This window comes from Jiangella endophytica (assembly GCF_003427025.1).
Lineage (GTDB): Bacteria > Actinomycetota > Actinomycetes > Jiangellales > Jiangellaceae > Jiangella > Jiangella endophytica.
Genome location: NZ_QVAI01000001.1, coordinates 838,101 through 860,923 on the forward strand (window position 1 = coordinate 838,101; position 22,823 = coordinate 860,923).

At 70.8% G+C, this 22,823-nt stretch carries 20 protein-coding genes; 15 read left to right on the plus strand and 5 right to left on the minus strand.

Annotated features, from left to right (window positions below; all coding sequences use genetic code 11):
- The first annotated feature begins 91 nt into the window (after positions 1-91).
- Together DZA62_RS03700 and DZA62_RS03705 are read left to right on the plus strand one after the other, a co-directional pair.
- Positions 92-664, plus strand: a complete 573-nt coding sequence (locus DZA62_RS03700; RefSeq protein ID WP_116947374.1) for a HipA domain-containing protein — start codon at positions 92-94, stop codon at positions 662-664.
- An 88-nt stretch (positions 665-752) separates the two neighbouring features.
- The gene (locus DZA62_RS03705; RefSeq protein WP_116947375.1) at positions 753-1,130 is read left to right on the plus strand and encodes a VOC family protein; all 378 of its coding nucleotides are present in this window, start codon (positions 753-755) and stop codon (positions 1,128-1,130) included.
- A 69-nt stretch (positions 1,131-1,199) separates the two neighbouring features.
- Here DZA62_RS03705 and DZA62_RS03710 read toward each other — a convergent pair whose 3' ends face one another.
- Positions 1,200-2,294, minus strand: a complete 1,095-nt coding sequence (locus DZA62_RS03710) for a glycoside hydrolase family protein (RefSeq protein ID WP_157987452.1) — start codon at positions 2,292-2,294, stop codon at positions 1,200-1,202.
- 206 nt (positions 2,295-2,500) lie between these two features.
- On the opposite strand from DZA62_RS03710, the gene DZA62_RS03715 reads away from it, so the two are divergent.
- From DZA62_RS03715 to DZA62_RS03735, 5 genes are all read left to right on the plus strand, one after another.
- Entirely contained in the window at positions 2,501-3,412 is a 912-nt protein-coding gene (locus DZA62_RS03715; protein ID WP_116947377.1) for a nucleoside hydrolase, read from the plus strand.
- A 36-nt stretch (positions 3,413-3,448) separates the two neighbouring features.
- Positions 3,449-4,753: an ABC transporter substrate-binding protein gene (locus DZA62_RS03720; protein ID WP_116947378.1), complete on the plus strand. Its 1,305-nt coding sequence runs from the start codon at positions 3,449-3,451 to the stop codon at positions 4,751-4,753.
- A 131-nt stretch (positions 4,754-4,884) separates the two neighbouring features.
- Entirely contained in the window at positions 4,885-5,715 is an 831-nt protein-coding gene (locus tag DZA62_RS03725) for a carbohydrate ABC transporter permease (RefSeq protein WP_198663377.1), read from the plus strand.
- Complete coding sequence (locus DZA62_RS03730; protein WP_116947380.1) at positions 5,712-6,548, plus strand: carbohydrate ABC transporter permease; 837 nt, start codon at positions 5,712-5,714, stop codon at positions 6,546-6,548. Before DZA62_RS03725 ends, DZA62_RS03730 begins: the two co-directional genes overlap by 4 nt.
- On the plus strand, positions 6,545-7,453 hold the full coding sequence (locus DZA62_RS03735) for a ribokinase (RefSeq protein ID WP_116947381.1): 909 nt from the start codon (positions 6,545-6,547) through the stop codon (positions 7,451-7,453). The genes DZA62_RS03730 and DZA62_RS03735 overlap by 4 nt, the downstream gene beginning before the upstream one ends.
- Positions 7,454-7,476: 23 nt before the next feature.
- Here the strand turns inward: DZA62_RS03735 and DZA62_RS03740 are convergent, their stop codons facing one another.
- Positions 7,477-8,496 carry a LacI family DNA-binding transcriptional regulator gene (locus DZA62_RS03740; protein WP_116947382.1) on the minus strand — a complete coding sequence of 340 codons (1,020 nt, stop codon included), beginning with the start codon at positions 8,494-8,496 and terminating at the stop codon, positions 7,477-7,479.
- Positions 8,497-8,563: 67 nt separating this feature from the next.
- Between DZA62_RS03740 and DZA62_RS03745 the strand changes: the two genes are divergently transcribed.
- Positions 8,564-9,691, plus strand: a complete 1,128-nt coding sequence (locus DZA62_RS03745) for a nucleoside hydrolase (protein WP_116947383.1) — start codon at positions 8,564-8,566, stop codon at positions 9,689-9,691.
- 91 nt (positions 9,692-9,782) lie between these two features.
- Here the strand turns inward: DZA62_RS03745 and DZA62_RS03750 are convergent, their stop codons facing one another.
- Entirely contained in the window at positions 9,783-10,886 is a 1,104-nt protein-coding gene (locus tag DZA62_RS03750; protein WP_198663378.1) for a substrate-binding domain-containing protein, read from the minus strand.
- 41 nt (positions 10,887-10,927) lie between these two features.
- Positions 10,928-11,080, minus strand: a complete 153-nt coding sequence (locus tag DZA62_RS35495) for a hypothetical protein (RefSeq protein ID WP_157987453.1) — start codon at positions 11,078-11,080, stop codon at positions 10,928-10,930.
- A 99-nt stretch (positions 11,081-11,179) separates the two neighbouring features.
- Between DZA62_RS35495 and DZA62_RS03755 the strand changes: the two genes are divergently transcribed.
- The 7 genes from DZA62_RS03755 to DZA62_RS03785 all read left to right on the plus strand — a co-directional run bounded on the left by DZA62_RS03755 (position 11,180) and on the right by DZA62_RS03785 (position 19,330).
- The gene (locus DZA62_RS03755; RefSeq protein ID WP_157987454.1) at positions 11,180-12,343 is read left to right on the plus strand and encodes a mandelate racemase/muconate lactonizing enzyme family protein; all 1,164 of its coding nucleotides are present in this window, start codon (positions 11,180-11,182) and stop codon (positions 12,341-12,343) included.
- An 81-nt stretch (positions 12,344-12,424) separates the two neighbouring features.
- Positions 12,425-14,188, plus strand: coding sequence for a sialidase family protein (locus DZA62_RS03760; protein WP_157987455.1), 1,764 nt, complete (start codon positions 12,425-12,427; stop codon positions 14,186-14,188).
- A gap of 36 nt (positions 14,189-14,224) precedes the next feature.
- Positions 14,225-15,313, plus strand: a complete 1,089-nt coding sequence (locus DZA62_RS03765) for a cellulase family glycosylhydrolase (protein WP_116947387.1) — start codon at positions 14,225-14,227, stop codon at positions 15,311-15,313.
- 22 nt (positions 15,314-15,335) lie between these two features.
- Positions 15,336-16,694 carry an ABC transporter substrate-binding protein gene (locus tag DZA62_RS03770; RefSeq protein ID WP_116947388.1) on the plus strand — a complete coding sequence of 453 codons (1,359 nt, stop codon included), beginning with the start codon at positions 15,336-15,338 and terminating at the stop codon, positions 16,692-16,694.
- A 20-nt stretch (positions 16,695-16,714) separates the two neighbouring features.
- On the plus strand, positions 16,715-17,683 hold the full coding sequence (locus DZA62_RS03775; protein ID WP_116947389.1) for a carbohydrate ABC transporter permease: 969 nt from the start codon (positions 16,715-16,717) through the stop codon (positions 17,681-17,683).
- Positions 17,676-18,548 (plus strand): carbohydrate ABC transporter permease, encoded by an 873-nt coding sequence (locus DZA62_RS03780; RefSeq protein ID WP_116947390.1) that lies wholly within the window; start codon positions 17,676-17,678, stop codon positions 18,546-18,548. The genes DZA62_RS03775 and DZA62_RS03780 overlap by 8 nt, the downstream gene beginning before the upstream one ends.
- Positions 18,545-19,330 (plus strand): SDR family NAD(P)-dependent oxidoreductase, encoded by a 786-nt coding sequence (locus DZA62_RS03785; RefSeq protein ID WP_116947391.1) that lies wholly within the window; start codon positions 18,545-18,547, stop codon positions 19,328-19,330. Before DZA62_RS03780 ends, DZA62_RS03785 begins: the two co-directional genes overlap by 4 nt.
- Positions 19,331-19,419: 89 nt before the next feature.
- Here DZA62_RS03785 and DZA62_RS03790 read toward each other — a convergent pair whose 3' ends face one another.
- Positions 19,420-22,683, minus strand: coding sequence for a sugar-binding protein (locus DZA62_RS03790; protein ID WP_157987456.1), 3,264 nt, complete (start codon positions 22,681-22,683; stop codon positions 19,420-19,422).
- Positions 22,684-22,823: the final 140 nt, after the last annotated feature.

Consider the following 22,823-nt stretch of genomic DNA (forward strand, 5'->3'; position numbering starts at 1 on the left):
GAATACGCGGAGGGCGCGCCCTACTACGACGCGGGTGGTCGGTTCAGCCTCGCCGGCGCCCAGCCCGAGATCGGTCTCCACAAGCTGCCCGATGGCTCGTGGGGCGTCCCCGAAGACGCGACCCCCGCCACGCACCCGCGCAGTGGTCAAGGGGCAGTGGCGGCGACTCCATCAAGAGGATCTCTGTCAAGCCCTCCGCGTTCCGCCGTCCAAGAAGTACCAGCGTCTCGACGGCGGGCCCGGTGTTGCGGACATCGCAGGTCTGATGCGCTCCCTGCCGTCGGCGGCAGATCGTCGCTCGGCCGGAACGGCGTTCTCTCGCGCACTCGTGGTCAACGTGATCGCCGGGTGTACCGACGCCCATGCCAAGAACAACTCGCTGATGTTGGAGCGGCGCTCCGTCCGGTTGGCGCCGCTCTACGACCTCTTGAGCTACGCCGCGTACTCGGACGGCTCCGCGTCCATCGACAGCGCCATGAGCGTCGGCGGCGACTATCGCTTGCGCAGGATCTCGGCGGCGAAGCTCGAGCGGGCCGGGGCCATGTTCGGCGTCGACGCCGCCGAAGCCGCCGAGATCGTCGATACGACCCGAAAGGGCCTCCGTCCCGCGGTCGCCGATGAGCTCCTGCTCGGGCTGCGAAAGCTGCCACTGGCACTCACCTGAAGGACCTCCGGCCCGCGGCGCTTATGCCGGTCGCGACGTGCTGACCGCACCACGCAGCGATCCGCCGGTCGGGGAGCAGGATGGAGGCATGATCGGACGCCTGCACCATACGGTGATCGACTGTCCCGGCCCGGGCGACCTGGCGGAGTTCTACGCCGAACTGACCGGCCTGCCGATCACGTACCGAAGCGACGACTGGGTCGTCATCTCGCGCGACCAGACCTCGTCGGGGATCGCGTTCCAGCGTGCACCGGACCACCGTCCGCCGCGCTGGCCGGACCCGGCCCACCCACAGCAGTTCCATCTCGACGTCATGGTCGACGATCTCGACGTGGCCGACGTGGAGGTGCGGCGGCTCGGGGCGCGCCGGTTGCCGGCGGGCGACCACGTGTACGCCGATCCGGCCGGCCACCCGTTCTGCCTGATCCCGCGACCGGCCTGGGCGCCTCCCGTCCACGCCGGGTGAGCCGAGCCGGGCCGGCGTGCGACTCGTGCGCCGGCCCGGCCGGCTACAGGTCGAGGGTCCCCGTCACTCTCACCTGACGGTCGCCCAGCGCCCGGTGATCGACCAGAGGTCGTAGGAGTACAGCGAGTCGCAGGTCGCCTGGCTCCAGTCCGGGTCGTCGATGGTGGGCAGGCTGGAGCAGGAACTGGTGAAGACGACCTCGACGGTGCCGGGGTCGGCGAGCCGGCCGTGCCACGTCCGGGCCAGGCCGGCGTTGTGGTTCCGCGAGAATCCGGTCAGCTCGCGGTCGATGTCGCCCAGCGGTTCCCACGTGCCCGTGCCGGAGAGGACGTTCGTCAGGCTCAGGCGGGCGACCTGCACCGAGGGACCGATCCACCAGGGGTTGTCGGTGGGGTAGGGGTGCTGTTCGCGTACGGCCACCACGTTGCGCCCGGTGCGGTCGAGGGCGATGTCGAACCCGTTGAGGTAGTCGGGCGCACCGTCGGCGCCGGTGAGCCCGTCCGTCGGCAGCAGGACGGGTGGGCTCACCCGCAGGCGCTCCACGACCGAGAGGTCGACGACGCTGGCGTAGGCACGGGTCGAGGTGTCGCCACGGGTGTAGGTCAGCAGCACCCGCCCGGAGGCGCCGGAGAGGGAGACGGCGGACGGCTGACCGGCGCCCCACTGGTCGATGCGCTCCGACGTCACGATCGGCTCCAGGTACTTGACCCACGGCCCGTCCGGGTCGGTCGCGAAGGCGACGCCGACCTGGTTGTGCGCGCTCGCGTCCACGTCGTTGCCCAGGTAGAACATCGCGTACGAGTAGCGAACGCCGCCGTAGTGGAACCGTCCGGCGACGACGCTCGGGTCACAGGTGTGGAAGCTGTCCCAGGCCGGAGAGGCGGAGGCCTGCAGGACGGACCTCGTCTCGGTCACGACCCCGTCGACGCGCTTGGTGAGATAGATGTGGTCCTCGATCACTCTGGACCGGTCGTTGTGGCACGACCAGATCCACTCGGTGTCCCCGTCGCGCACCACTGACGGCGCGTAGGAGTAGAACCCGGGCTCCGGTTCGTACACCGCCGCCAGCGACGCCGGGTCCCAGGTGACCCGATCGCGGGCCGGACGGGCGTTCGCGTCGTCCTCGGCCGCTGCCGTGCCCAGCGGGGCGAGCAGGGCGCTCACGCCCATCACGGTCGCCAGTGCGCAGGCTCGCCTGATCGTGCGGAAAGGTGCCATCGATGGCCTCCATCCTCCGTCGTTACCGGGGGTCTACTCGTGATGCGCTATTCGAGTAGAGTCATGCTTGCGGCAGCGAGTCTACTCGAATAGCATGCGTCGACGGTCGATGCGACGACCGCTCGTGATCACAGCGCTACAGACGGGAACCCATGACCCACGACAGCTCGGCGGCACAGCACGGCGCGGACGTGGCCCACTCCTCCTTCGCTCTCGACACCGACATCGGCACGGACGTCGACGACCTGCTCGCGCTCGCGATGGTCCTGGGCTCGCCGGAGCTGGGGATCTCGGCCGTGACGACGGTGTACGGGGACGTGGACCTGCGCGCCAGGATCGTCGCGAAGGCGTTCGCGACGGCGGGCCGGACGGCGCCGCCGATCGCCGCCGGTGAGCCGGACACGCTGTCCGGGCGGCCGGTGTGGTGGCCGGGACACGAGGGCTCCACCATCGCCGACCTCGCCGAGCAACGCTACGAGGCACCGAGGGACGCCACCGCGGAGCTCGCGGCCAGCGCGACCGTCGTCGCCATCGGCCCGCTCACGAACGTCGCCGTCGCGCTGCGCCGGCCCGAACGGGTGACGAAGCGCATCGTCATGATGGGTGGCGAGTTCCGCGCCGGCGTCGTCGAGCACAACATCCGCTGCGACGTGACCGCCGCCGCCGAGGTCTTCGCCTCGGGCCTCGACCTCCTGGCCGTGGGGCTCGACCAGACCCAGCGCGTCCGGCTCGGGCGGGCCGAGCTGGACGCCATCTCGTCCACGGGACCGCTCGGTGCGCTCATCGGCGCGGAGATGCGCCGCTTCTGGGCGTTCACCGATCAGGACTTCAACGTGCCGCACGATCCCATCGCCGCGCTCACGCTCGCTCGTCCCGGCCTCTTCCGGACCGAGCGCGGCACCGTCACGGTCGAGACGGAGGGCGAACACCCTGGGACGACCCGGTTCGCCGCCGACCCGCGCGGGCCGCACGAGGTCGTCGTCGACATGGACGTGCCGCGGGTGACCGACGAGATCGTGCGCCGGATTCTCGCCGCGGCGCAGAACGCCTCCACCACAGCCTGACATCCATCCCAGCATCACTCGAAGAGGAGAAACGCCATGGGACAGCCCACCACCCGGACCCTCTCAGTCGCCGCCGCGATCGGCGCGGGACTGCTGGTGCTCGCCGGATGCGGCGGGTCGGCGACGAACAGTTCGGGTGGCGGCGACGAGGAGATCACCCTGACCTTCGCGAACGCCGACCCGGCCGAGACCTGGGCCGCGGTGATCGAGGGGTTCGAGGAGCAGCACCCCGGCATCACCGTCAAGCAGCTCAACATCCCCTACGCGCAGTACACGAGCACCATCAACCAGCGGATGGGCTCCGGTGGCGAGGGGATCGACCTCATGGTCGTCGACGCCGGCGGCGCCGCCCTGGACTGGAACAACCGCGGCTACCTCGCCGACATCACCGACCTGCGCGAGGACGCCATCGCCGCCGCCGTGAGCGAGAGCATGGTCACGGCGCGTGAGGTGGACGGCAAGCTGCTCGCTCTCGCGCCCTGGACCACCTCGCAGTTCCTCTACTACAACGTCGACGTCCTCGCCGCGGCCGGTGTCGAGGCGCCGCCCAGCGACCCGGCGACGCCGTGGACCTATGAGCAGCTGACCGAAGCGGCGCGGGCGGTCCAGAGCGCCGGCGCGGCCGAGTACCCGCTGCTGTTCGACCAGTGGGACACGTACTACCAGCTGCAGATGATGGGCGTCTCCGCCGGCGGCGGCGACGGCATCGACGCCGACGGTGTCGTGGACTTCTCCGACGACGGCTGGCAGCACGCCCTGAGCTGGTATCACGGCCTCTTCGAGGACGGTCTCTCGCCGCGCGGCATCACCAACGACAAGAACGGCGCCCTGTTCCAGGAGGGCAAGGCCGCCTTCATCATCTCCGGCCCGTGGGGCGTGAGCGTGGCCAACGCGGGCGGCATCGACTACGGCGTCGCGCCGGCGCCCTATTTCGAGGGCGGGGAGGCGGCGACCTCCACGGACTCGTGGGCGGTGGGCGTCTCGTCGAAGACGGAGAACCTCGACGCCGCCAAGGAGTTCCTCCGCTACCTGACCATCGACCCGGACGGCAACGCTCAGGCGGCCGAGGTGGCCGGCATCACGCCCACGAACAAGGAGGCGTTCGCGGCCTACGTCGAGCAGGTCAACGCGTCGGCCGGTGCGGCGACGGCGGGCTTCGGCGCGATCCTGCAGTACCAACTCGAGAACAACGCCGTGCACCGCCCGACCGTGGTCGGCTACAGCGTGTTCGAGCCGGGCGCGGGGCAGTTGTTCTCCGACATCCGCAACGGTTCCGATCCCGCCGAGCGCGCCGCGCAGGCCGACGAGGAGATCACCGCCCAGATCGAGCGCTTGCGGTGATGCGCCCGGCGACGGCGACGCGGCGGACGGCGCGCTCCACGGGGCGCGCCGTCCGGCGGACGGGCCCGCGGCCGTCCGGCTCCGGCCGTCGGCGCAGCCGAACCGTCCGGACCACGCTGGTGGCCTTCGCCATGCTCAGCCCCGCGCTCCTGGCTCTGGTGCTGATGCGGGTCGTGCCCATGATCAGCGCGGTGAACCAGAGCTTCCGGCACGTCTCGCTGGCGACCGGCGATTCGGAGTTCGACGGTCTGGCGAACTACACCCATCTGCTCACCGATCCGGGGTTCCACTCCGTGCTCGTGGTGACGCTCGTCTTCAACCTCGTCCTCAACCCCGCGATCGTGGTGTTGTCGACCGCGCTGGCCCTGCTCACCGCGCAGCGACTTCCACTCGTGGGGTTGTGGCGCTCCATGATCTTCGTGCCCGCGGCCGTGCCCGGCGCGGTGGTGGCGCTCATCTGGAGCACCGCCCTGGAACCCGACGGCCTCGTCAACGCGCTGCTGGAATTCGTGGGCCTGCCGCCCCAGCCGTTCCTGACGTCGTCGAGCCAGGCGGCGTTCTCGATCGGCATCATGGTCACCTGGGGTGCGCTCGGGTACTGGATGATCTTCGTGATCGCCGGCCTCAAGGACATCCCCGACTCGCTCTACGAGGCGGCGGCGCTCGACGGCGCGGGCTGGTGGCGGCGCCTGGTCTCGATCACGCTCCCGTTGCTCAAGCGGCCGATGGCGTTCGTCCTGATCGCCTGCACGGTGGGGTCGTTCCTCCTCTTCGCGCCCGTGCAGATCCTGACGAAGGGTGGGCCGAACGGGTCGACGAACCTGATCATGTTCGACATCTACAACCGGACGTACCTGCTCGGTGACGTCGGGGTCGGGCAGGCGGAGGTCGTCATCCTGATGCTCCTGCTCGCGGTCATCGTCGCCGTCCAGTTCCGGCTCCTGCGGGAGGAGAAGGCATGAGGCGCTCGCGCGGCGGGACCATCGTCCTCACGACCGCGGCGGTCTTCGCCGCTCTCGCGGTCTTCCTCCCCGTGTGGTGGGTGTTCGTCTCGTCCACCCGGCCGGGAAACAGCTACGTCGAGCACATGGCGCCGCTGTCGTGGCTCGCGTTCGTTCCCGTGGGCGGCGACCTCACGAACTACTCCGGGCTGTTGTCGGGGCCGTTCCTCACGGGCCTGTTCAACAGTTTCCTGGTGGCCGGGCTCACGATCGCGTTCGGCCTGGCGATCGCGGTCCCGGCCGCGTACGCCCTCGCGACGATCGACTTCCCCGGACGCGGCATCGTCTTCACCTTCATCGTCCTGGTGGCGATGATCCCGTTCGACGCCATCGCCATCCCGTTGTCGGGTCTGTTCCAGGACTGGGGGCTCAGCGACTCCTATGCGGGGCTGGTGCTGCCCGCGCTGGCCAACGGCTTCGCGATCTTCGTCCTGCGCCAGTTCTTCATGGGGATCCCCTCGGAGCTGCTCGAGGCGGCCGAGGTCGACGGGCTCGGCCGGATCGCCACCCTGTGGCGCATCGTCCTGCCCTTGTCGAAGCCGGCGCTCATCGGCGCCGGCATGATGCTCTTCCTGTCGCAGTGGCAGGCGTACCTGTGGCCGCTGCTGATCGGGACGTCACCGGAACGCCAGCTCGCGCCGATCGCGCTGGCCAACCTCAGCACGTTGTTCACCGTCGACCTCGGGCAGATCTTCGCCGGCTCCTTCGTGCTGACGATCATCCCGATGATCCTGCTGCTGTTCTTCCAGAAGCAGTACACCGAGTCGCTGTCGACGACGGGGTTGAAGGGATGACGGCGCGGATCGTCGTCGTGGGCTCGCTCAACGTGGACCGCACCTACCGGGTCGATCGCCTGCCCGCGGCGGGGCACACGATCCACGCGACGAGCCGCTCGACGGCGGCGGGTGGGAAGGGCGCGAACCAGGCCGTCGCCGCGGCGCTGCTCGGCGCCGACGTCGCACTCGTGGGCGCCGTGGGCACCGACGCGGGCGGCGACGACCTGGTGGCGTCGGTCGCCGCGGCAGGGGTCGACGTCACGGGAATCGTGCGGGTCGACGCGCCCACGGGCGAGGCCGTCGTCCTCGTCGACGCGGACGCGGAGAACCTCATCGTCGTCAGCGGCGGAGCGAACCTGCGCCTCGACGCCGCGGCGGTGACCTCGGCGATGCGCGAGGCGCGGTTCGTCGTGACCGGGTTCGAGGTCCCCGACGACGCGGTCGTCGCCGCCGCGGCGCGGGCCGGCGAGCTCGGGGCGCGGTTCGTCCTGAACCCGTCGCCGATGCGACGGCTGCCCGGCGGCCTGCTCGGTTCCGGAGCGGTCCTCGTCGTGAACGAACACGAACTCGCGATGCTGGTCGGCGACCGCCGTCCGGTGGGCGAGGGCGCGCAGGAGGCGAGCGAGCGGTTCGATGGCTGCGACGTCCTGGTCACGCTGGGCCCGCGCGGTGCACTGCTCTACGACGCGTCGACCCGCCGCCGGGCCGAGATCGTCGCCGCACCGGTCGACGCCGTCGACACCACCGGATGCGGCGACGCGTTCATGGGTGCGCTGGTCGCCGGGCTGGCCGCGCACCTGGACCCGGTGGAGGCGGCGACCCGCGCCGTCGAGGCCGGTGCGTTCGTGGCGACGCGACCCGGGGCGCAGAGCTCCTACCCGACGTCCGAGGACCTCCTGCGGTGGCGCCGCGCTGCTCGGTGACCCCGGGGCGCGGTGACCTGTGTTCAGCCGGCCGGCGGGCACCCGCACGACGCGCGGACCACGAGACGGACGGGGACGTGGCCGGCCGACGCGGGCGCCGTCCGCCCCAGGACCGCCTGGAGCGCGGCCTCCGCGATGGCGGGGACGGGCTGTTCGACGGCGGTGAGCGGCGGGTCGCTGAACACGGCGTCGTCGGTGCCGTCGAACGACACCACGGCGAGATCGTGCGGCACCGAGATCGCGAGCTCTCGCGCCGCGGCGAGCAGGCCGAGCGCCTGGACGTCGGACGCGACGAACACGGCGTCGGGGCGGGGTTCGCGCGTCAGGAGATCGATCGCCGCCTCATGACCGGCGACCCGGCTGTACTCCGCCTGCCGGAGCAGCGCGGGGTCGGCGGGCGAGCCGGCCTCGGACAGCGTGGCCTCCCAGCCCGCGCGCCGCTCGTCGGCGCCGGGTGCGCCTGCCCGCCCGCCCAGGTGCGCGATGCGCCGCAGCCCGTGCCCGAGGAGGTGGGAGACGGCCAGCCGCGCGCCGCCTTCGTTGTCGACGATGACGGACAGCTGGCCGGGCTGGCTGCGCTGGTTGAGGTACACCGTCGGGGTTCCGTTGACCTCGGCGACCGAATCCGGCGCGAGGCTGACGATGATCAAGCCGTCGATCTGATGGCTCACCAGTGACTCGATCTGGGCACGTTCCCGTTCGGGGTCGTCATCGGAGTCGCCGAGCAGCAGGGCGTACCCGGCGGTGAACGCCTGGTTCGACAGCTCGCGGGCGAGCGCGCCGAAGTAGGTGTTGCTGACATCCGGGACGACGAGGCCGACGGCCTGGGCGCGCTGGAGGCGCAGTGCCCGGGCGACGGCATTGGGCCGGTAGTCCAGCTCTCGCATCGCCGCCAGGACCTTCTCCCGGGTGGCGGCGGCCACCGGGCGCGGACCGTCGTTGGTGACATAGCTGACGACGGCGGTGCTCACGCCGGCCAGCCGGGCGACGTCGGTTCGCGTCGGGGCGCGGCGGCGCTCCGTGCGGCCGGGAGTGTCCATCATCGAAACCTGCACCTTTCGTCGTGCGAGGAGTATAGGAGCAGGGTATCTATTCGAGTAGACTACGCCTATGCCGACCCCCGTGATCGTGGTCACCGACCTCTATCAGCCGCCCGAGGACCCAGGGGACAACTTCGACCTGCTGATGCCGTTCGGGCTCGATCGGATCGACCTGCGAGCGATCGTCCTCGACGTGTCGATCGAGAAGCGCGAGTCGGTCGGGGCGGGTGTGCCGGGCTACCCGGGGCCGCGGGAGCCGGGCGTCATCCCCGTCACGCAGCTGAACACCCTGTTCGGCCGGCAGGTGCCGTACGGGATCTCGCCGTTCGCCCGCATGCGCACCGTCGACGACCAGCTGCGCGACGTGCCGCCGTTCCAGCAGACGGGCCCCGAGCTCCTGCTCGACACCCTGCGCGCGTCCGGCACGCCCGTCCACCTCATGTCCTTCGGCTCGGCCCGCCCGATCGCGGTCGCCTTCAATCGGGACCCGGCGTTGTTCCGTGAGAAGGTCGCGCGCATCCACCTCAGTGCCGGGTCGACGACGCTGGACTACCTGGAGTGGAACGTCTACCTCGACCCGCTGGCGATCATCCGGCTGGTCGACGCGGGTCTGCCGCTCGCGCTGTACCCGTGCGCCACGGAGGTCGACTGCTTCTCCTACGGCGTGCACAACACGCTCTGGTGGTTCGACGACCTGCGCTGGATCGACGACCTGCACCCGGCACTGAAGCGCTACCTCCTCTACGGGCTCGGCGTGTCGACGCGGATCGACTTCCTGCGAGCGCTCGACGAGGACCCGCCGGCCGAGGTCGCCGAGCGCGTCTTCGGCCGGCGGCACGCGGTGTGGGAGACCGCCGCCTGGATCGAGGTGTCCGGCTCTGCCCTCGTGCGCCACCAGGACGGCTCGCACGAGATCGTCGCCGCGGCCGACGTCGCGCCGGGCGACGTCGTCGTGCGGAACGAACTGGTCCCCTGCAGGGCCGCCTCGCATCCGACCGGTCTCTACACCTTCGAGCCGACCGCCCGGACCCCGAACGCGCACGTGTTCGTCCGCGACGATCCCCGCGACTACGAGCGGGCGCTGCGCGAGGCGCTGCCCCGCCTGTATGCCTCGTTCACCCCGGAGGGCTGGCTCGGGTCGACTCTCGGCCCGCTGCGCGACCCGGAGCCGCGGCAGTACGCGGGCTCCCTGAGCTGACCTCCGCGGCACTCTGGCCATCGATGGTTCCTGGGCGATGCCGGCCGGTGGCTGAGCCGTGAGAGCGCCGGCGCCACTGGGCCGGCGGGTGTCAGCCGGTGGTACGGCCCCCGGGCGGAGCGCACGAACCACGGTCGGTGAACATCGGCTGGATGAGCACGTGCTGGATCGTGGCGGTGCTGTCGAGGCCGAGATCGTGCGCCATGCGGGCGGCCGTACGGCCGAGCACGGACTTGACGGGTGAGCTGGACGTCAACGGCGGGTCGGTCAGCTGTGCGATCTGGTCCTCGTTGGTGATGACCGAGAGGTCCTCGGGGATGCGCCAGCCCCTGGCCCGGACGGCGTGCACGAGGTCGAGCGTCGCCTGGTCGCAGTGGCTGATGATGCCGGTGACGCCCGCGTGGTCGATGCCGGCCAGGATGTCGTCCAGCACCTTCCGCGGCGGACTGAGCGTGGCCCGCGGGTCCAGGAGGAGAATCGCGTCCTCGAGGGCGTAGCCGGCGTCGGTGGCCGCCCGCTGCCACAGCGTCTCGAGGTTGACGCCCACCTGGCGGAGTCCGTGGGTGACGAGTGCCACTCGCTCGTGGCCGAGCCCGCGCAGGTGGCGCAGGCTCATCTCCCAGCCCTTCTCGTAGGCGGTGCGCACCGATGACAGCGCCTGCCCGGTGGCCGCGTCGGCGATGTCGCGCTCGAGGAGCACCACCGGGACGGGCAGTTCGAACAACCACGAGGTGACCTCGGCTGCCGCCGGGTGGACGAACGTGGGAGCGTAGATGATGGCGTGAGCGCCGGCCTCGACGAACTGCTGGCAGATCTCCCTCTCCCTGGCGAGGTCGTAGTTCGACACCATGACCGACGCCGGCACACCTTCACCGCTCAGGGTCTCCTTGCATCCCTGGATCACCGGGGCGAAGTAGTAGTCGGCGGTGGGCACGACGATGCCGACGTGACCGGTGTCGAGGCGTTCGCCGTCGGCGGCCGGAGCCGGGTCCTCGGCGGACCTCCTCAGCACCGCGCCGCCGTGCACCTGGCGCAGCAGGCCCTCGGCGTCCATGGCCATGAGATCGCGCCGGATGGTCATCTGGGAGGTGTTGAGCTCCGCGGCGAGCTCGCGCACGCGCACCGCTGAGTCCCCACGTAGCTTCGCGAGGATCTTGAGCCGGCGTTCGTCGGCCAACTGCGTCTGCTTGCCCACCGTCGAGTCCTTCATCCCGTGTGATCGAGTCGGAACGTGGGTCACAGCGTACCGTGATCAGCCGCGGGTGTTGGAAAATGTGAGAAAAAGCGCATCGATTCGGGTTGGTCGTGAACCAGCCTGGGCCTGCGCTGATCGATCCGGCTCGCCACGATGTCCACATCCACGGCGAGTTCAGGCCTGCCGAGCTGCATCGATGGACTCCTGTTTAATGTTGGTATTGACACATAAACGAACATGTCACTAGCTTGCTCTCCCATGCGAACCAGCTCGCTGACGGAGGACGTGCTTCGGTGAAGATCACCAGTGTCGAGACGCTCAGCGTCGGCTCCCGGACGCCCGGGAACGGACGCCTCACCAACCGCAACTTCCTGTTCGTCCGGGTGCACACCGACGAAGGCCTGGTGGGGCTGGGAGAGGCCACGCTGGAAGGACACGACAACGCCGTCCGCGGGATGATCGCCGATCTGGAGCCGCTCCTGCTGGGTGAGGACCCGCGGCGGATCGAACACCTCACGCAGGTGATGATCCGGCAGAAGTTCTGGCAGGGCGGCGTGATCAAGGGCAGTGCGGTCGCGGGTGTCGAGCTCGCGCTCTGGGACATCCTGGGCAAGAGCGTCGATCTGCCCGTCTACCAACTGGTGGGCGGGGCCAGTCGCGATCGCATCCGCTACTACCTCAACGGCTGGTCCGGCGGCGCGGTGGAGCCGGCGGAGATCGGCGATCGCGCGGTCGAGGCGTTCGACCAGGGGGAGCGCGCCTTCAAGTTCAGCCTCGCCCTGCCCTCGTGGCCGGTGCGCGACCGCGAACTGTTGCGCACGCTGGAGGGTGCGCTCGACGCCATCCGCACGGGTGTCGGCTCGGAACCGCTCGTGATGTTCGACGGTCATGGCCGGTACGACGCCGATCAGGCCATCGCGATGGCGGCGGTGCTCGCCGACTTCGAGTGCTACTTCTTCGAGGAGCCGGTCCAGCCGACGCGGGTCGAGGACACCGCCCGGGTGGCCCGCCGGGCGACCGTGCCGATCGCCGCCGGCGAGCGGCTGGCTCGGAAGGGCGAGTTCGTCGATTATTTCCGCGACGGCGCGATCTCCGTCGCGCAGCCCGACCTGGCACACTGCCACGGCTTCGGGGAGAGCCTCAAGATCGCCGCCATCGCCGACGGCTTCGGCGGATGGATCGCACCGCACGGCCCGATGAGCCCGGTCCTGACCGCGATCTCGCTGCACCTGGACGCCGTGATCCCGAACTTCCTCATCCAGGAACGGCTGCGCAACAGCACTTGGTGCGAGTCGTTGATCACGGAGCCGTTGCGGCCCTCCGAGGGCTACCTGCCGCTGCCGCACGGGCCCGGCTGGGGCATCGAGCTCGACGAGGACGTATGCCGCGCCCACCCGCCGATCCAGGTCGACATGCCGCGGCTGTTCCGGCCCGACGGCAGCGTCGCCGACTGGTGAGCACCCACCCGAACCGCCGCTCCACCGCGTCACCCATCCCCGGACACCACCGGACACCAACGACACAAGGAAGTGATCGTGATGGCGTGGAACCCCCGCATCAGCCGTCGCCACCTGATGAGCGGCGCCGCCGGACTGACCGGCGCCGCGCTCCTCGGCTCCGGGCCGATCCGCGGCGCCGCCGCGGACCCGCTCGCCCCTGAGGCCGCCGCCCTCGGCGCCGGCGGGCCACCGCCCGGCACCGTGTCGCTCGAGTTCGATCGACGGGCCTATGTGGAATTGGACGCCGCGATGCTGCACACGCAGAAGGCGACCTACCCGCGGATCAAGCTGCTGCCGGACGGCCGCTACCTGCTGCTCTACCAGGACGCCCAGATCGGGTGGAACATCTTCTGGTCGCTGAGCGACGACCTGCGCACCTGGTCCGATCCGCAGAAGCTCTTCGCCGCTCACAAGGTCATGGACGGTCAGGACGACCAGGCGTACTCCACCGCGGACGCGGTGGTCCTGGCCAACGGCGACATCCTGGCGGTCTGCTCGTACCGGGCCAGCAAGAACTTCTACAAGATCTGGGACGTCTCCGGGCTCGCCATGCGCAGGAGCACCGACAACGGCGCGACGTGGGACGAGGAACGAGTCGTCTACGTGGGCCCCAACTGGGAGCCCTACCTCTACCAGCTCGCCTCCGGCGAGGTGCAGATCTACTTCAGCCACATCGCCCCCAAGATGGCCGTCGAGAACACGCCGCACTCCTCGGGCGTCGCGATCATCCGGTCGTTCGACGACGGCGCGACGTGGGTGCCGGACGTCGTCGCGTACCCGTACGCGGCCGACCGGGTCGCGCAGCAGTACCGGACGACGTCCGAGAACGGCGTCAAGATGTTCACCGACCAGATGCCGAGTGTCATCGAGACCGGCCCGCCCGGCCGGATCGCTCTGGCTGTCGAGTCGGCGCAGCCCGAAGGCGGCCCGATGCGGATCTCGCTGATCCACACCGACCGGAACTGGCCCGACGCCCTCGACATGGACGAGACGGGACCGGCCGATCGGTCGAACAGCGTCTTCCCCGGCGCCGCCCCCTACCTCGCCCGGTTCCCCACGGGCGAGACGGTGCTCGCGTACAACACCAACTCACGCCAGTACCTCCGGCTGGGTGACAGCGAGGCCCGGACGTTCGGCGAACCGCACGACTACCTGCCGGGCACCGGCTACTGGGGCAGCATCGTCGTGACGGGCGACCAGACGCTGGTGAGCTCGATGGCCTACGTGAAGTCCACCGGCAACGCCCTCATGATCGGCACGCTGCACCTCAATCGCGCGCTGACGGTGCACCAGTTCCCGCGCCGGGCCACCGCCGACGTGCGGGTCTGGCCGGAGTCGTCCAGCCGGCTGTTCCTGGGCGGCGACAGCCAGGCGCAGGCGACGATCCGGGCCGGCCGGCACGGCAGCACGCTGCTGCTGCGGCTGGAGCGGCGCGACGACCACGTCGACGACGGCGACACGGTCACGATCCATCTCGCGTCCCGGCGGACGGCCGGCCGGCGGCTGCGCCTCACCGTCGACGGGCGGGGAGCGGTGAGCGTGGCGACCTTCGCCGGGGGCGTCTACACCGACGACGGCGAGACCGTCGTGACGTCCAGGCCGGTCGAGCCGGCCCACGACGACGCCGTCGCGTGGGAACTCGCCGTACCGCTGGCGCCGATGCGGCCGCACGGTGCGGAACTGGGCGTGACGGCGACCCTGGCGAACGTCGACGAGCCCGGCGGCACCGCCGTGACGACCAGCCTCGTCGGCGTGGACCTCGACGATCCGCGGACGTGGTTCGACCTTCGACTCGGCGGCTGAACGCAGCCGTTTCAGTACACACGGGAGTGGACAGACATGAGCAGATGGACCGCCGAGCGTGCCTGGGAGTGGTACCGGGCACGCCCCTGGATCCGCGGCTTCAACTACGTGGCCAGCGACTGCGTCAACCGCATCGAGCAGTGGCAGGAACTGGACCACCAGGAGAAGAGCAAGACGTTCGACCGCGAGTTCGAGCTGGCCGCCCGGGCCGGGTTCAACGCGATCCGGTCGATCCTGCCGTACGAGGTGTGGCGCGACCAGCACGACGGCTTCATGGAGCGGCTGGAGGACTTCCTGGCCACGGCCGGCCGCCACGGGCTGAGCGTCATGATCGTCTTCGGCAACGACTGCACGGTCCCCGCGAAGTACTACACGCCGCCGGTGCTCGGCCCGCAGCCGGTCGACTGGGGTTATCACGGTGGCGTGGCGCGCTCGCCCCATGACGTTCTCGACGCGCACGGCTTCAGCGTTCTGGACGTTCCGGAGGAGGCCGAGGGGTTCGGCCGGATGGTCGACGAGATCGTGGGCCGCTACGCCCGCGACGAACGTGTCAACATCTGGGACGTCTTCAACGAGCCGGGCAACAGCCGGCGCGAGTCGCGCAGCCTGCCCGCGATGCAGCGATTCTTCGAGATCGCCCGGGCACACGACCCCATCCAGCCGCTGACCGCGGGCCCATGGCGGGTCGACCCGTGCGGCGAGCTGTCCGAGATCGAGCAGGCCGCGCTGGAGCTGTCGGACGTCATCTCCTTCCACGACTACGCCGGCTACGGCCGTTCGGTTCAGATCCTCGACCGGCTCAAGCGTGAGGGGCGTCCGTTGCTGAACACCGAGTGGCTGCACCGGATGCAGGGGAACGACGTCGCCAGCCACCTCCCGCTCTACTTCCTGGAGCGGGTCGGTTGCTACCACTGGGGCTTCGTCGCGGGCAAGAGCCAGACCTACGAGCCGTGGGAGGCGATCTGGCGGCGCAAGGAGTCCGGCGTCGGCGAGCACTACGACTTCACCAAATGGCAGCACGACCTCTTCCGGCCCAACCTGCGGCCGTACGACCCGCGCGAGATCGACACGTTCCGCGAGTTCTTCGCCCTCGCCGACGACCACTTCGCATCCGGTCGCTGGTGAGCCGGCTCACGCACAAGGGAGTGTGATCACATTGTTCGCTCAGCAGATCAGCCGGCGTGCTCTGATCGGCGGCGCCGCGGCCGTGGGCGCAGCCCTCCTGGCCGGCTGCGGCAAGGAGGAGCAGGGGCCGAGCCGAGGCTCGTCCGGCGAAGGCGTGCTCAACGTCTGGGGTGCGCTCACCCTGGACCGCGGCGTGGGCGCGCTGCTCGACGCCTTCAAGAAGGAGCACCCCGGCATCCAGGTGAACTACACCCAGTTCACCAACAACTCCGACGGCAACCTCAAGCTGGACACCTCGCTCCAGGGCGGGGCGCCCGTCGACGTGTTCTTCTCCTACGGTCCCCAGTCGGTATCGCGCCGCACCGCGGCCGGCTACGCCAGGGACCTCACCGACCTCGCCGGCAGCGACGAGGTCGCCAAGCAGTTCACTGCCACGGACCCGCAGCTCACGGCGCTGTTCGACGGTCGGCTGTTCGCGATACCGACCGTCTACAACCCGTACCTGGTCTATCTGAACCAGGACATGCTCGACGCGGCGGGCATCACCGTGCCGGAGGACTGGACGGTTCAGGAGTTCCACGACATCGCCGAGGAGCTCTGTGGCGGGGCGTACGCGGAGTTCGCCACCTACAAGACCCTGGCCATCGCCACCATGGGCCTGGGCGGCGACGCGCAGGTGACCCCCGATGGCACGTCGTCGAACTTCGACCACGAGCTCTGGCGCCGGCAGTACGAGCTGGAGCTGGCGATGGAGCGCGACGGCACGCTGTTCCCGATCACGAGGGTGCTCGCCGAGAAGGTCGACCTGTACGCGCAGTCGTACTTCCTCTCCGGCGACCATGCGTTCTACCTCGACAACCCCGCCACGCTGCGGTTCGTCAAGGATCAGGAGAACTATCCGCACGACTTCCGCACGACGTTCCGGCCCATGCCCTACCTCGAACGTGGCCGGGAGCAGTGGAACCAGGGCGGCTACGAGGACTCGGTCCAGATCTCGGCGAAGACGAAGTACCCGGAGGCCGCCTGGACGTTCGTGCGGTACTGGCTCGGCGCCGGCGCCGAGCAGCTGCTGACCGCCGGCAAGATCTCGCCCGCCGGTATGCCCGCGCCGGGCGCCGGAGCCGACGCGCTGCTGCCCGGACTCCTGGGAGACGCGCGCGACGACCTCTTCGACGTCGAGGCGTTCACCCGGGTCGCGTTCGCGGAGGACATGAAGCTCAGCGTCACCACGCACACGGCCGGACTCTCGGAGATCGGCACGATCCGCAAGTCGCTGGACGAGCAACTGCGGCTGGGCGAGATCAGCGTCGACGAGCTCCTCACCCAGCTCAAGGAGCAGGCCGACGCCGCCATCGCCAAGGACCTCGAGACCAACGCCTGAGGGCGTGGAGGGACGTCGACATGTCGGTCGCGACCAAGGCGGGGCCGGAGCCATCCGCCCGGCCCACGGCCCCCGCGAAGAAGGGCCTGGTCAATGGCATGCGCTGGTGGGTGCCGTGGTTGTTCGTCGCCCCGTCGCTGCTCGGGCTGATCGTCTTCCTGCTCGTGCCGCTGATCGGCGGCCTGCTCATCTCCTTCACCGAGTGGGACGTCATCTCGGGGCTCGACGGCATCAACTGGGTCGGACTGGCCAACTTCGAGACGCTGCTCGGCGACGAGCAGTTCTGGGCGGCCACCTGGCGCACGGTGATCTACGCCGGCGCCAGCGTGCCCCTCACCGTGCTGCTCGGCCTGGGACTGGCCATGGCGCTGAACCGGCCGCTGCCGGGCCGGGCCGCGCTACGGGTGATCTTCTTCCTGCCCGCGGTGGTCAACGTCATCGCCATCGGCTCGGTCTGGCTGTTGCTGCTCAACCCCACGTCGGGCCTGCTCAACCAGGGACTGCGGTGGTTCGGCTGGGACTCGCCGCCGGGGTGGATCACGTCGCCCGACTCCGCTCTGCAGGCGCTCATCCTCATGGCGGTGTGGGGCGGCAGCGGCTACATCTCGGTGATCTACCTGGCCGCGCTCCAGGAGATGCCGCAGGAGCTGTACGAGGCGGCGCGCCTCGACGGGGCAGGGCGGATCAGGCAGTTCGTCACCATCACCTGGCCGGCGCTGCTGCCGATGACGACCTTCCTGACCATCACCCAGATCATCGGGCGGTCACAGACGTTCGGCCTGATCGCGTTCATGACCAGCGGTGGTCCCGGCGACTCCACCACGGTCCTCTCCTACTACATGTACCAGAACGGCTTCATCTACTACCGGTTCGGCTACGCGGCCGCGATGGGCGTGATGAGCCTGCTCGCCGTGCTCGTGCTCACCCTGCTGCTCTGGCGGTTCCAGCGCGGCCGGACGCTCTACGGCGAGGAGGATCGCGATGGTTAGCGCCGTGGCGCCCGCGGACCGGCGGCTGCGACGCAGGCGCCGGACCGCCCGGGCCAAGTGGCTGGCCGGCGGTGTGGCGATGTGGACGCTGGCGCTGCTGTTCCTGGCGCCGTTCGCCTGGATGCTGTCGTCCTCGCTGAAGCCGGACATGGACGTGTTCGCCGTCCCCATCCAGTGGCTGCCCGCCGACCCGCGGTGGAGCAACTACACCAGGGTCTGGACCGGCGCCCACTCGATGGTGCACTACTTCGTCAACTCCGGATACGTCGTGGTGGCCCGTGTGGTGGGCGAGGTGACGCTGGCCGCGCTGGCCGGCTACGCCTTCGGCCGGCTGCGCTTCCGCGGCCGGAACCTGCTGTTCCTGGTCTTCCTCGCGACGTCGATCGTCCCGGCACAACTGCTCCTGGTGCCCCGGTTCATGTTCTTCCGCGAGATCGGTCTGTACGACTCGCTGTGGGCGCTCATCCTGCCGAGCCTGTCGTCGGTGTTCGGCACGTTCCTGCTGCGCCAGCACTTCGCGTCCGCCCCCGCGGAGCTGGGGGAGGCCGCCCGCATCGACGGCGCGAACGAGTTCCAGATCTTCCTGAGGATCTATCTGCCCATGGCCAGGCCGATCCTGGCCGCCTACGCGATCCTGGTCTTCGACGCGTCCTGGAACGACTACGAGACACCGCTGGTGATGCTGTCCAGCGACGAGAAGTACACCGTTCCGCTGGGCCTCACCCGGTTCATCTCCGACGACGGCACGGTGTCGGCCGCGCTGTCGATGGCCGGGTCGGTCTCGTCGGTGGTGCCGATCCTGATCTTCTTCCTGATCTTCCAGCGCCACTTCCTGAAGTCCATGGCCCGGGCGGGGCTGCGATGACCTGTCAGGCGGCCGGCGCCGGTGCGGGGCGCTTCGCCGGCGCGGTGGCGCTGGTCTCCGGCGCCGGCTCCGGCATCGGCGGCGGGGTGGCCCGCCGGCTGGGCGCGGAGGGGGCCGACGTGCTGGTCACCGATCTCGACGGCGGGTCCGCCGCCCAGGTGGCGGACGAGATCGGCGCCACGGGTGGCGCCGCGGCCGCGCAGGTCCTCGACGCCACCCGCCCGGAGGACTGGCGCACGATGGCCGGCCGGGTGGCCGAGACGTACGGCCGGCTGGACACGCTGATCCTCAACGTCGGACGCAACGAACCCGCCCGGCTGGAGGAGCTGGCCGACGAGCAGTGGGACCGTCAGCTGCGGCTGTGTCTGGACTCGGTGTTCTACGGGGCACGGGCCATGCTGCCCCTGCTCCAGCTCAGCCGGGGCTCGATCGTCGTGACGTCGTCGATCCACGCCCTGGTCGGGTTCCCGGGTTTCCCGGCCTACGCCGCGGCCAAGGGCGGTATCGGTGCCCTTGTGCGTCAGCTCGCCGTCGACAACGGGACGACGGTACGCGTCAACACGGTCCTGCCCGGCGCCGTCGAGACCCCGTTGTGGGCACGTCGCACCCCGGAGTTCCGGGAGAGGGTGGCTCGCCTGACGCCGATGCGCCGGCTCGGCCGCGTGGACGAGGTGGCCGCGGCGGTCGCCTTCCTCGCCTCGTCCGACGCGTCCTTCATCACCGGTCAGAGCCTGGTCGTCGACGGCGGGCGGACCATCTCGTCCCAGGAGGACGCTCTCTGACGGCTCCGGAGGTCGTTCGGCGCCGCTGACGAGCGGAGGATCCGGGGGCGGTTGCGAACCCCGGATCCTCCGCGGTCGGTGGCGGCCGGTCAGCCGTCGGTCAGCCGCAGCGCGGTGAAGAGCGCGCCGTCCTTCGTCTCCGCTACGCCCGCGCCCCACGTGTACCAGCCCCGCCGCCCGGTGCCGTCGTTCTCGTTGAGCACGGCGGTGAGGCCGAGCAGCCGGTCCTCGGGGTGCACGCCGAGCGCGTCCCAGCTGACCGACAGCTCGTAGACGGTGGTGCCGGCGGCGTCGTCGCGAGTGACGGCGGCCCTGATCCCGGTGGTGTCCGGCGCGACGTCGGTCGGCAGCCAGCGGGCGACGTCGACCGCGCCGGCGTCGGTGAGGGCGGCGCCGACCTCCTGGACGACGGCGTCCTCCCCGGGCACCCCGGCGGCCGCGCCGAGCTGGAACCCGTCACCGGCCCAGATGTCGGGGCCGCGGCCGGGCTGGGCATGGACGTCGTCGGTGATCGCGGCCGTGAGGTACAGGGCGTCGTCGTCGTGGGTCAGCCACAGCCGGCCGGAGAGGTCGGCGTCGCCGCCCCACCCGTCGATCACCCGCTGCGCGTCACCGGCGAGCTGCACCGGCGGCAGGGCGGCGACCGCCGCGTCCACCGCGCCGTCGACCACCACCGACGCGGCCGGCACGTCGTGCACCTCGGGGACGGGGAGCAGCGTGCCGCTGGTCGTGGCCGTGGTGGTCGCGACGGCTGTGGCCGTCCACGGGGTCGCCTCCGTGAGGGTGACCGGGACGTCCAGGCTCGCCACCTCGCCCGGCTCGACGACGGTGCCCTCCAGGCCGCTGGTGTGCTCACCGGCCACGTCGACCTGCACCGCGGCCAGCTCGACCGGCACGTCGGCGTTGTTCGTCGCGCGCACCCGCAGCACGTCGGCGCCGTCGGCCAGTTCGGCATGCGCGCCGGTGAGCGCGATCGCGTCGACGACGTCGGCGCGCGCGGTCAGGTAGGCGACGTCGGCCGAGCCGCTGCGCACCGTCGCCGACCACACCCGCTCGCCGGGCATCGCCGCCGCGGGCAGCCGCAGGTCCAGCCCCGCCTGCTCGTGCGGCTTCACCCGCGCCCGGACCGTCTCGCCCCCGGTCTCCAGCCGCACGTTCAGCACCCGCCGGCCGTCGGAGTTGTCCACGGTCCAGTGCGCCGGCACCGGCGCCCCGACCGCGCCGCCCGACGCCTCCAGTGTGTACGTCGTCGAGACGCCCACGCCGGTGATCGGGCCGGACACGTACACCGGCTCCGGGCCCACCGACACGTGCACCGCGCCGTCGGTGCCGGGGGACAGCACGTGCTCGGCGCCGTAGAGGTCGGTGACGGTGACGTCGCCGGTCGCGGTGAACGCCAGCGCGCCGGCCTGCGCGCCGGACGACGTCCACGCCGCGTGCAGCTCGTCGCCCGACCCGGCGTCGAGGACGACGTCGTGGACGCCGGTGGCCGGGGTCTCCTCGCGCAGGAACGGCTTGCCGGCGATCGTCCTGGTGAGGATCGCGTTGGCCACGTAGGCCGGCTTGGGCGTGTAGGCGCCGCGCTCGTCGGCCTCGTTGCGGATGATCCCGAACCGGTGCTCCACCTCGTCGGAGTCGGTGCCGTCGTCCTTGAAGTCGTACGTGGTGTACCGCTCGACCCCGTTCGCGATCGCGAGCAGCTGGGATCGGGTCAGGTTGCGGGCCTGCACGGTCTCGCTGACGGCGCGCGGTGACGTGCCGGTGGGCCAGCCGTGCTCGGACATCAGGATCGGCATGTCGGGGTGCCCGGCGGCGGCGAAGATCGACCGCAGGGTCTCCAGGTGGGCGATGAAGCCCTCCGGCTCGCCGGGGTACACGTACGGGTGGGTCGAGAAGGCGTCGACGTGGTCCAGGCCGCCGAGGTCGACGAACTCCTGCACCCACGCCTGCCAGTCGTTCATCGGCGCCAGCGCGCCGGCCACCAGATAGGCGTCGGGGTGCTCCGCGCGGACCGCCTCGCTCGTAGTCCGGACCAGGCCGAAGTAGTTCGCGGCACTGCCGCCGGCCGGGCCGGTCAGGTCGCGCCAGTTCCACTCGTTCCACAGCTCGTAGATCGTGTCGTCGGTGCCGAACCGCTCCATCGACGCCAGCGCGTACCGCGCGTAGGCGTCCCAGCCCTGCTGCGTCGCCGGAGCCTCGCCCTCGTGGTAGAGCGGGTTGCCGTAGGCCAGGATGTTGAAGAAGTCGACGCCGTTGGCCTCGAAGGCGTCGGCGTACGCCTCCACCTTGGGCGTCCAGTCGAAGACGCCCGGGGTCCGCTCCTGCTGCGCCCAGTACGCCTCGTCGCGTGCCGAGGAGAACCCGGCCCTGGCGACGAGGGGGATGGTGACCGGGTCCCACGCCTGGCCGTAGTGCGTCGAGACGCCGATGCGCCGGTCGGTGGTGGCGCCGGGGTCGAACGGATCGAGGATCGACAGGTCGGTGCCACCGGTGGTGACGACGCCGTCGGCGCCGGTCGCGACCAGGTCGACGGCGTACCAGCCGACGTCGGTGACGTCGAGCGGGAGCTCGCCACCGAGGTCGGCCACGGCCGCCGCACCCGACTCGACGGGGGTGCCGTAGGCGTCGCGGACGGTCCAGGACAGCTGCTCCGCGGTGGTGCTGAAGCCGATCCGCACCGGCTGCCCGGCGTCGAAGGCGTTCCCGACGGCGACCGGCTCGATCGCCAGCGTCGGCGCCGTCCCGGCCGCGAGGTCGACGGCGACGTCGTCGATCAGCAGCGTGCCCGTGGGGCCGTCGGTCAGCCGGAAGTGGTCCACGAGTACTGAGACCTGGGTGAGCGGGCCCTGCCAGACGCCGTCGCCGTCGCCGCCCCAGGTGATGTGCTCGGTGCCGCCGCCGAGGTCGGCGACGGTGAGGTCCTGCCAGGCGCCGTTCGCGGGGTCGAGGTCGAGCCGCTGCTGGTGTGCCTCGCCACCGGCCTCGATGGCCCGGACGACGATGGCGGTGAGGTCGGTGGAACGCAGCGAGAACCGCAGCCGCTCGGCGTCGATCGACGGAACGCCGCGGACCAGTTCGACGATGCCGTCGGGCATCTGGACGTCGAGGCGGGCCGAGGCGGCGCCGCTGCGGGCGTCGTCGGTGGTCCTGGTGACGGTGCCGGTGGCGCTGCCCCCGGTGGCGACGAACCAGGGGGTCGTGCCGGTCTCGAAATCACCGAGAGCGACGCCGGCGGTGACGGAGGCGTCGGACGGCTCCGCCGCCGCGCCGGGGGTGAGGCCGGCCAGGGCCGCGGTGACGGCGGCTCCGGTGGCGACGGCCATGAGTCGGGTGAGGCGTGGTGGGGGCGACATGTTCGTGCTCCTCGCGCAGTCGTCGTTGACAGGTGAGCAACCGCTTGCGCAACCGGTGCCGAGTGTGGCTCAGCGTCCGGCGCCGTGTCAAGGGTGGCCGCGGCTGCGGGGTCACGCTGGCAGGTGGCCGGACGCATTAG

Coding starts and splice junctions, on each gene's coding strand:
- DZA62_RS03780 (WP_116947390.1), top strand. CDS start 17,676: ATGGTTAGCGCCGTGGCGCCCGCGGACCGGCGGCTGCGACGCAGGCGC.
- DZA62_RS03705 (WP_116947375.1), top strand. CDS start 753: ATGATCGGACGCCTGCACCATACGGTGATCGACTGTCCCGGCCCGGGC.
- DZA62_RS03720 (WP_116947378.1), top strand. CDS start 3,449: ATGGGACAGCCCACCACCCGGACCCTCTCAGTCGCCGCCGCGATCGGC.
- DZA62_RS03785 (WP_116947391.1), top strand. CDS start 18,545: ATGACCTGTCAGGCGGCCGGCGCCGGTGCGGGGCGCTTCGCCGGCGCG.
- DZA62_RS03760 (WP_157987455.1), top strand. CDS start 12,425: ATGGCGTGGAACCCCCGCATCAGCCGTCGCCACCTGATGAGCGGCGCC.
- DZA62_RS35495 (WP_157987453.1), bottom strand. CDS start 11,080: ATGCAGCTCGGCAGGCCTGAACTCGCCGTGGATGTGGACATCGTGGCG.
- DZA62_RS03715 (WP_116947377.1), top strand. CDS start 2,501: ATGACCCACGACAGCTCGGCGGCACAGCACGGCGCGGACGTGGCCCAC.
- DZA62_RS03745 (WP_116947383.1), top strand. CDS start 8,564: ATGCCGACCCCCGTGATCGTGGTCACCGACCTCTATCAGCCGCCCGAG.
- DZA62_RS03730 (WP_116947380.1), top strand. CDS start 5,712: ATGAGGCGCTCGCGCGGCGGGACCATCGTCCTCACGACCGCGGCGGTC.
- DZA62_RS03775 (WP_116947389.1), top strand. CDS start 16,715: ATGTCGGTCGCGACCAAGGCGGGGCCGGAGCCATCCGCCCGGCCCACG.
- DZA62_RS03700 (WP_116947374.1), top strand. CDS start 92: ATGGCTCGTGGGGCGTCCCCGAAGACGCGACCCCCGCCACGCACCCGC.
- DZA62_RS03790 (WP_157987456.1), bottom strand. CDS start 22,683: ATGTCGCCCCCACCACGCCTCACCCGACTCATGGCCGTCGCCACCGGA.
- DZA62_RS03725 (WP_198663377.1), top strand. CDS start 4,885: ATGCTCAGCCCCGCGCTCCTGGCTCTGGTGCTGATGCGGGTCGTGCCC.
- DZA62_RS03765 (WP_116947387.1), top strand. CDS start 14,225: ATGAGCAGATGGACCGCCGAGCGTGCCTGGGAGTGGTACCGGGCACGC.
- DZA62_RS03735 (WP_116947381.1), top strand. CDS start 6,545: ATGACGGCGCGGATCGTCGTCGTGGGCTCGCTCAACGTGGACCGCACC.
- DZA62_RS03740 (WP_116947382.1), bottom strand. CDS start 8,496: ATGATGGACACTCCCGGCCGCACGGAGCGCCGCCGCGCCCCGACGCGA.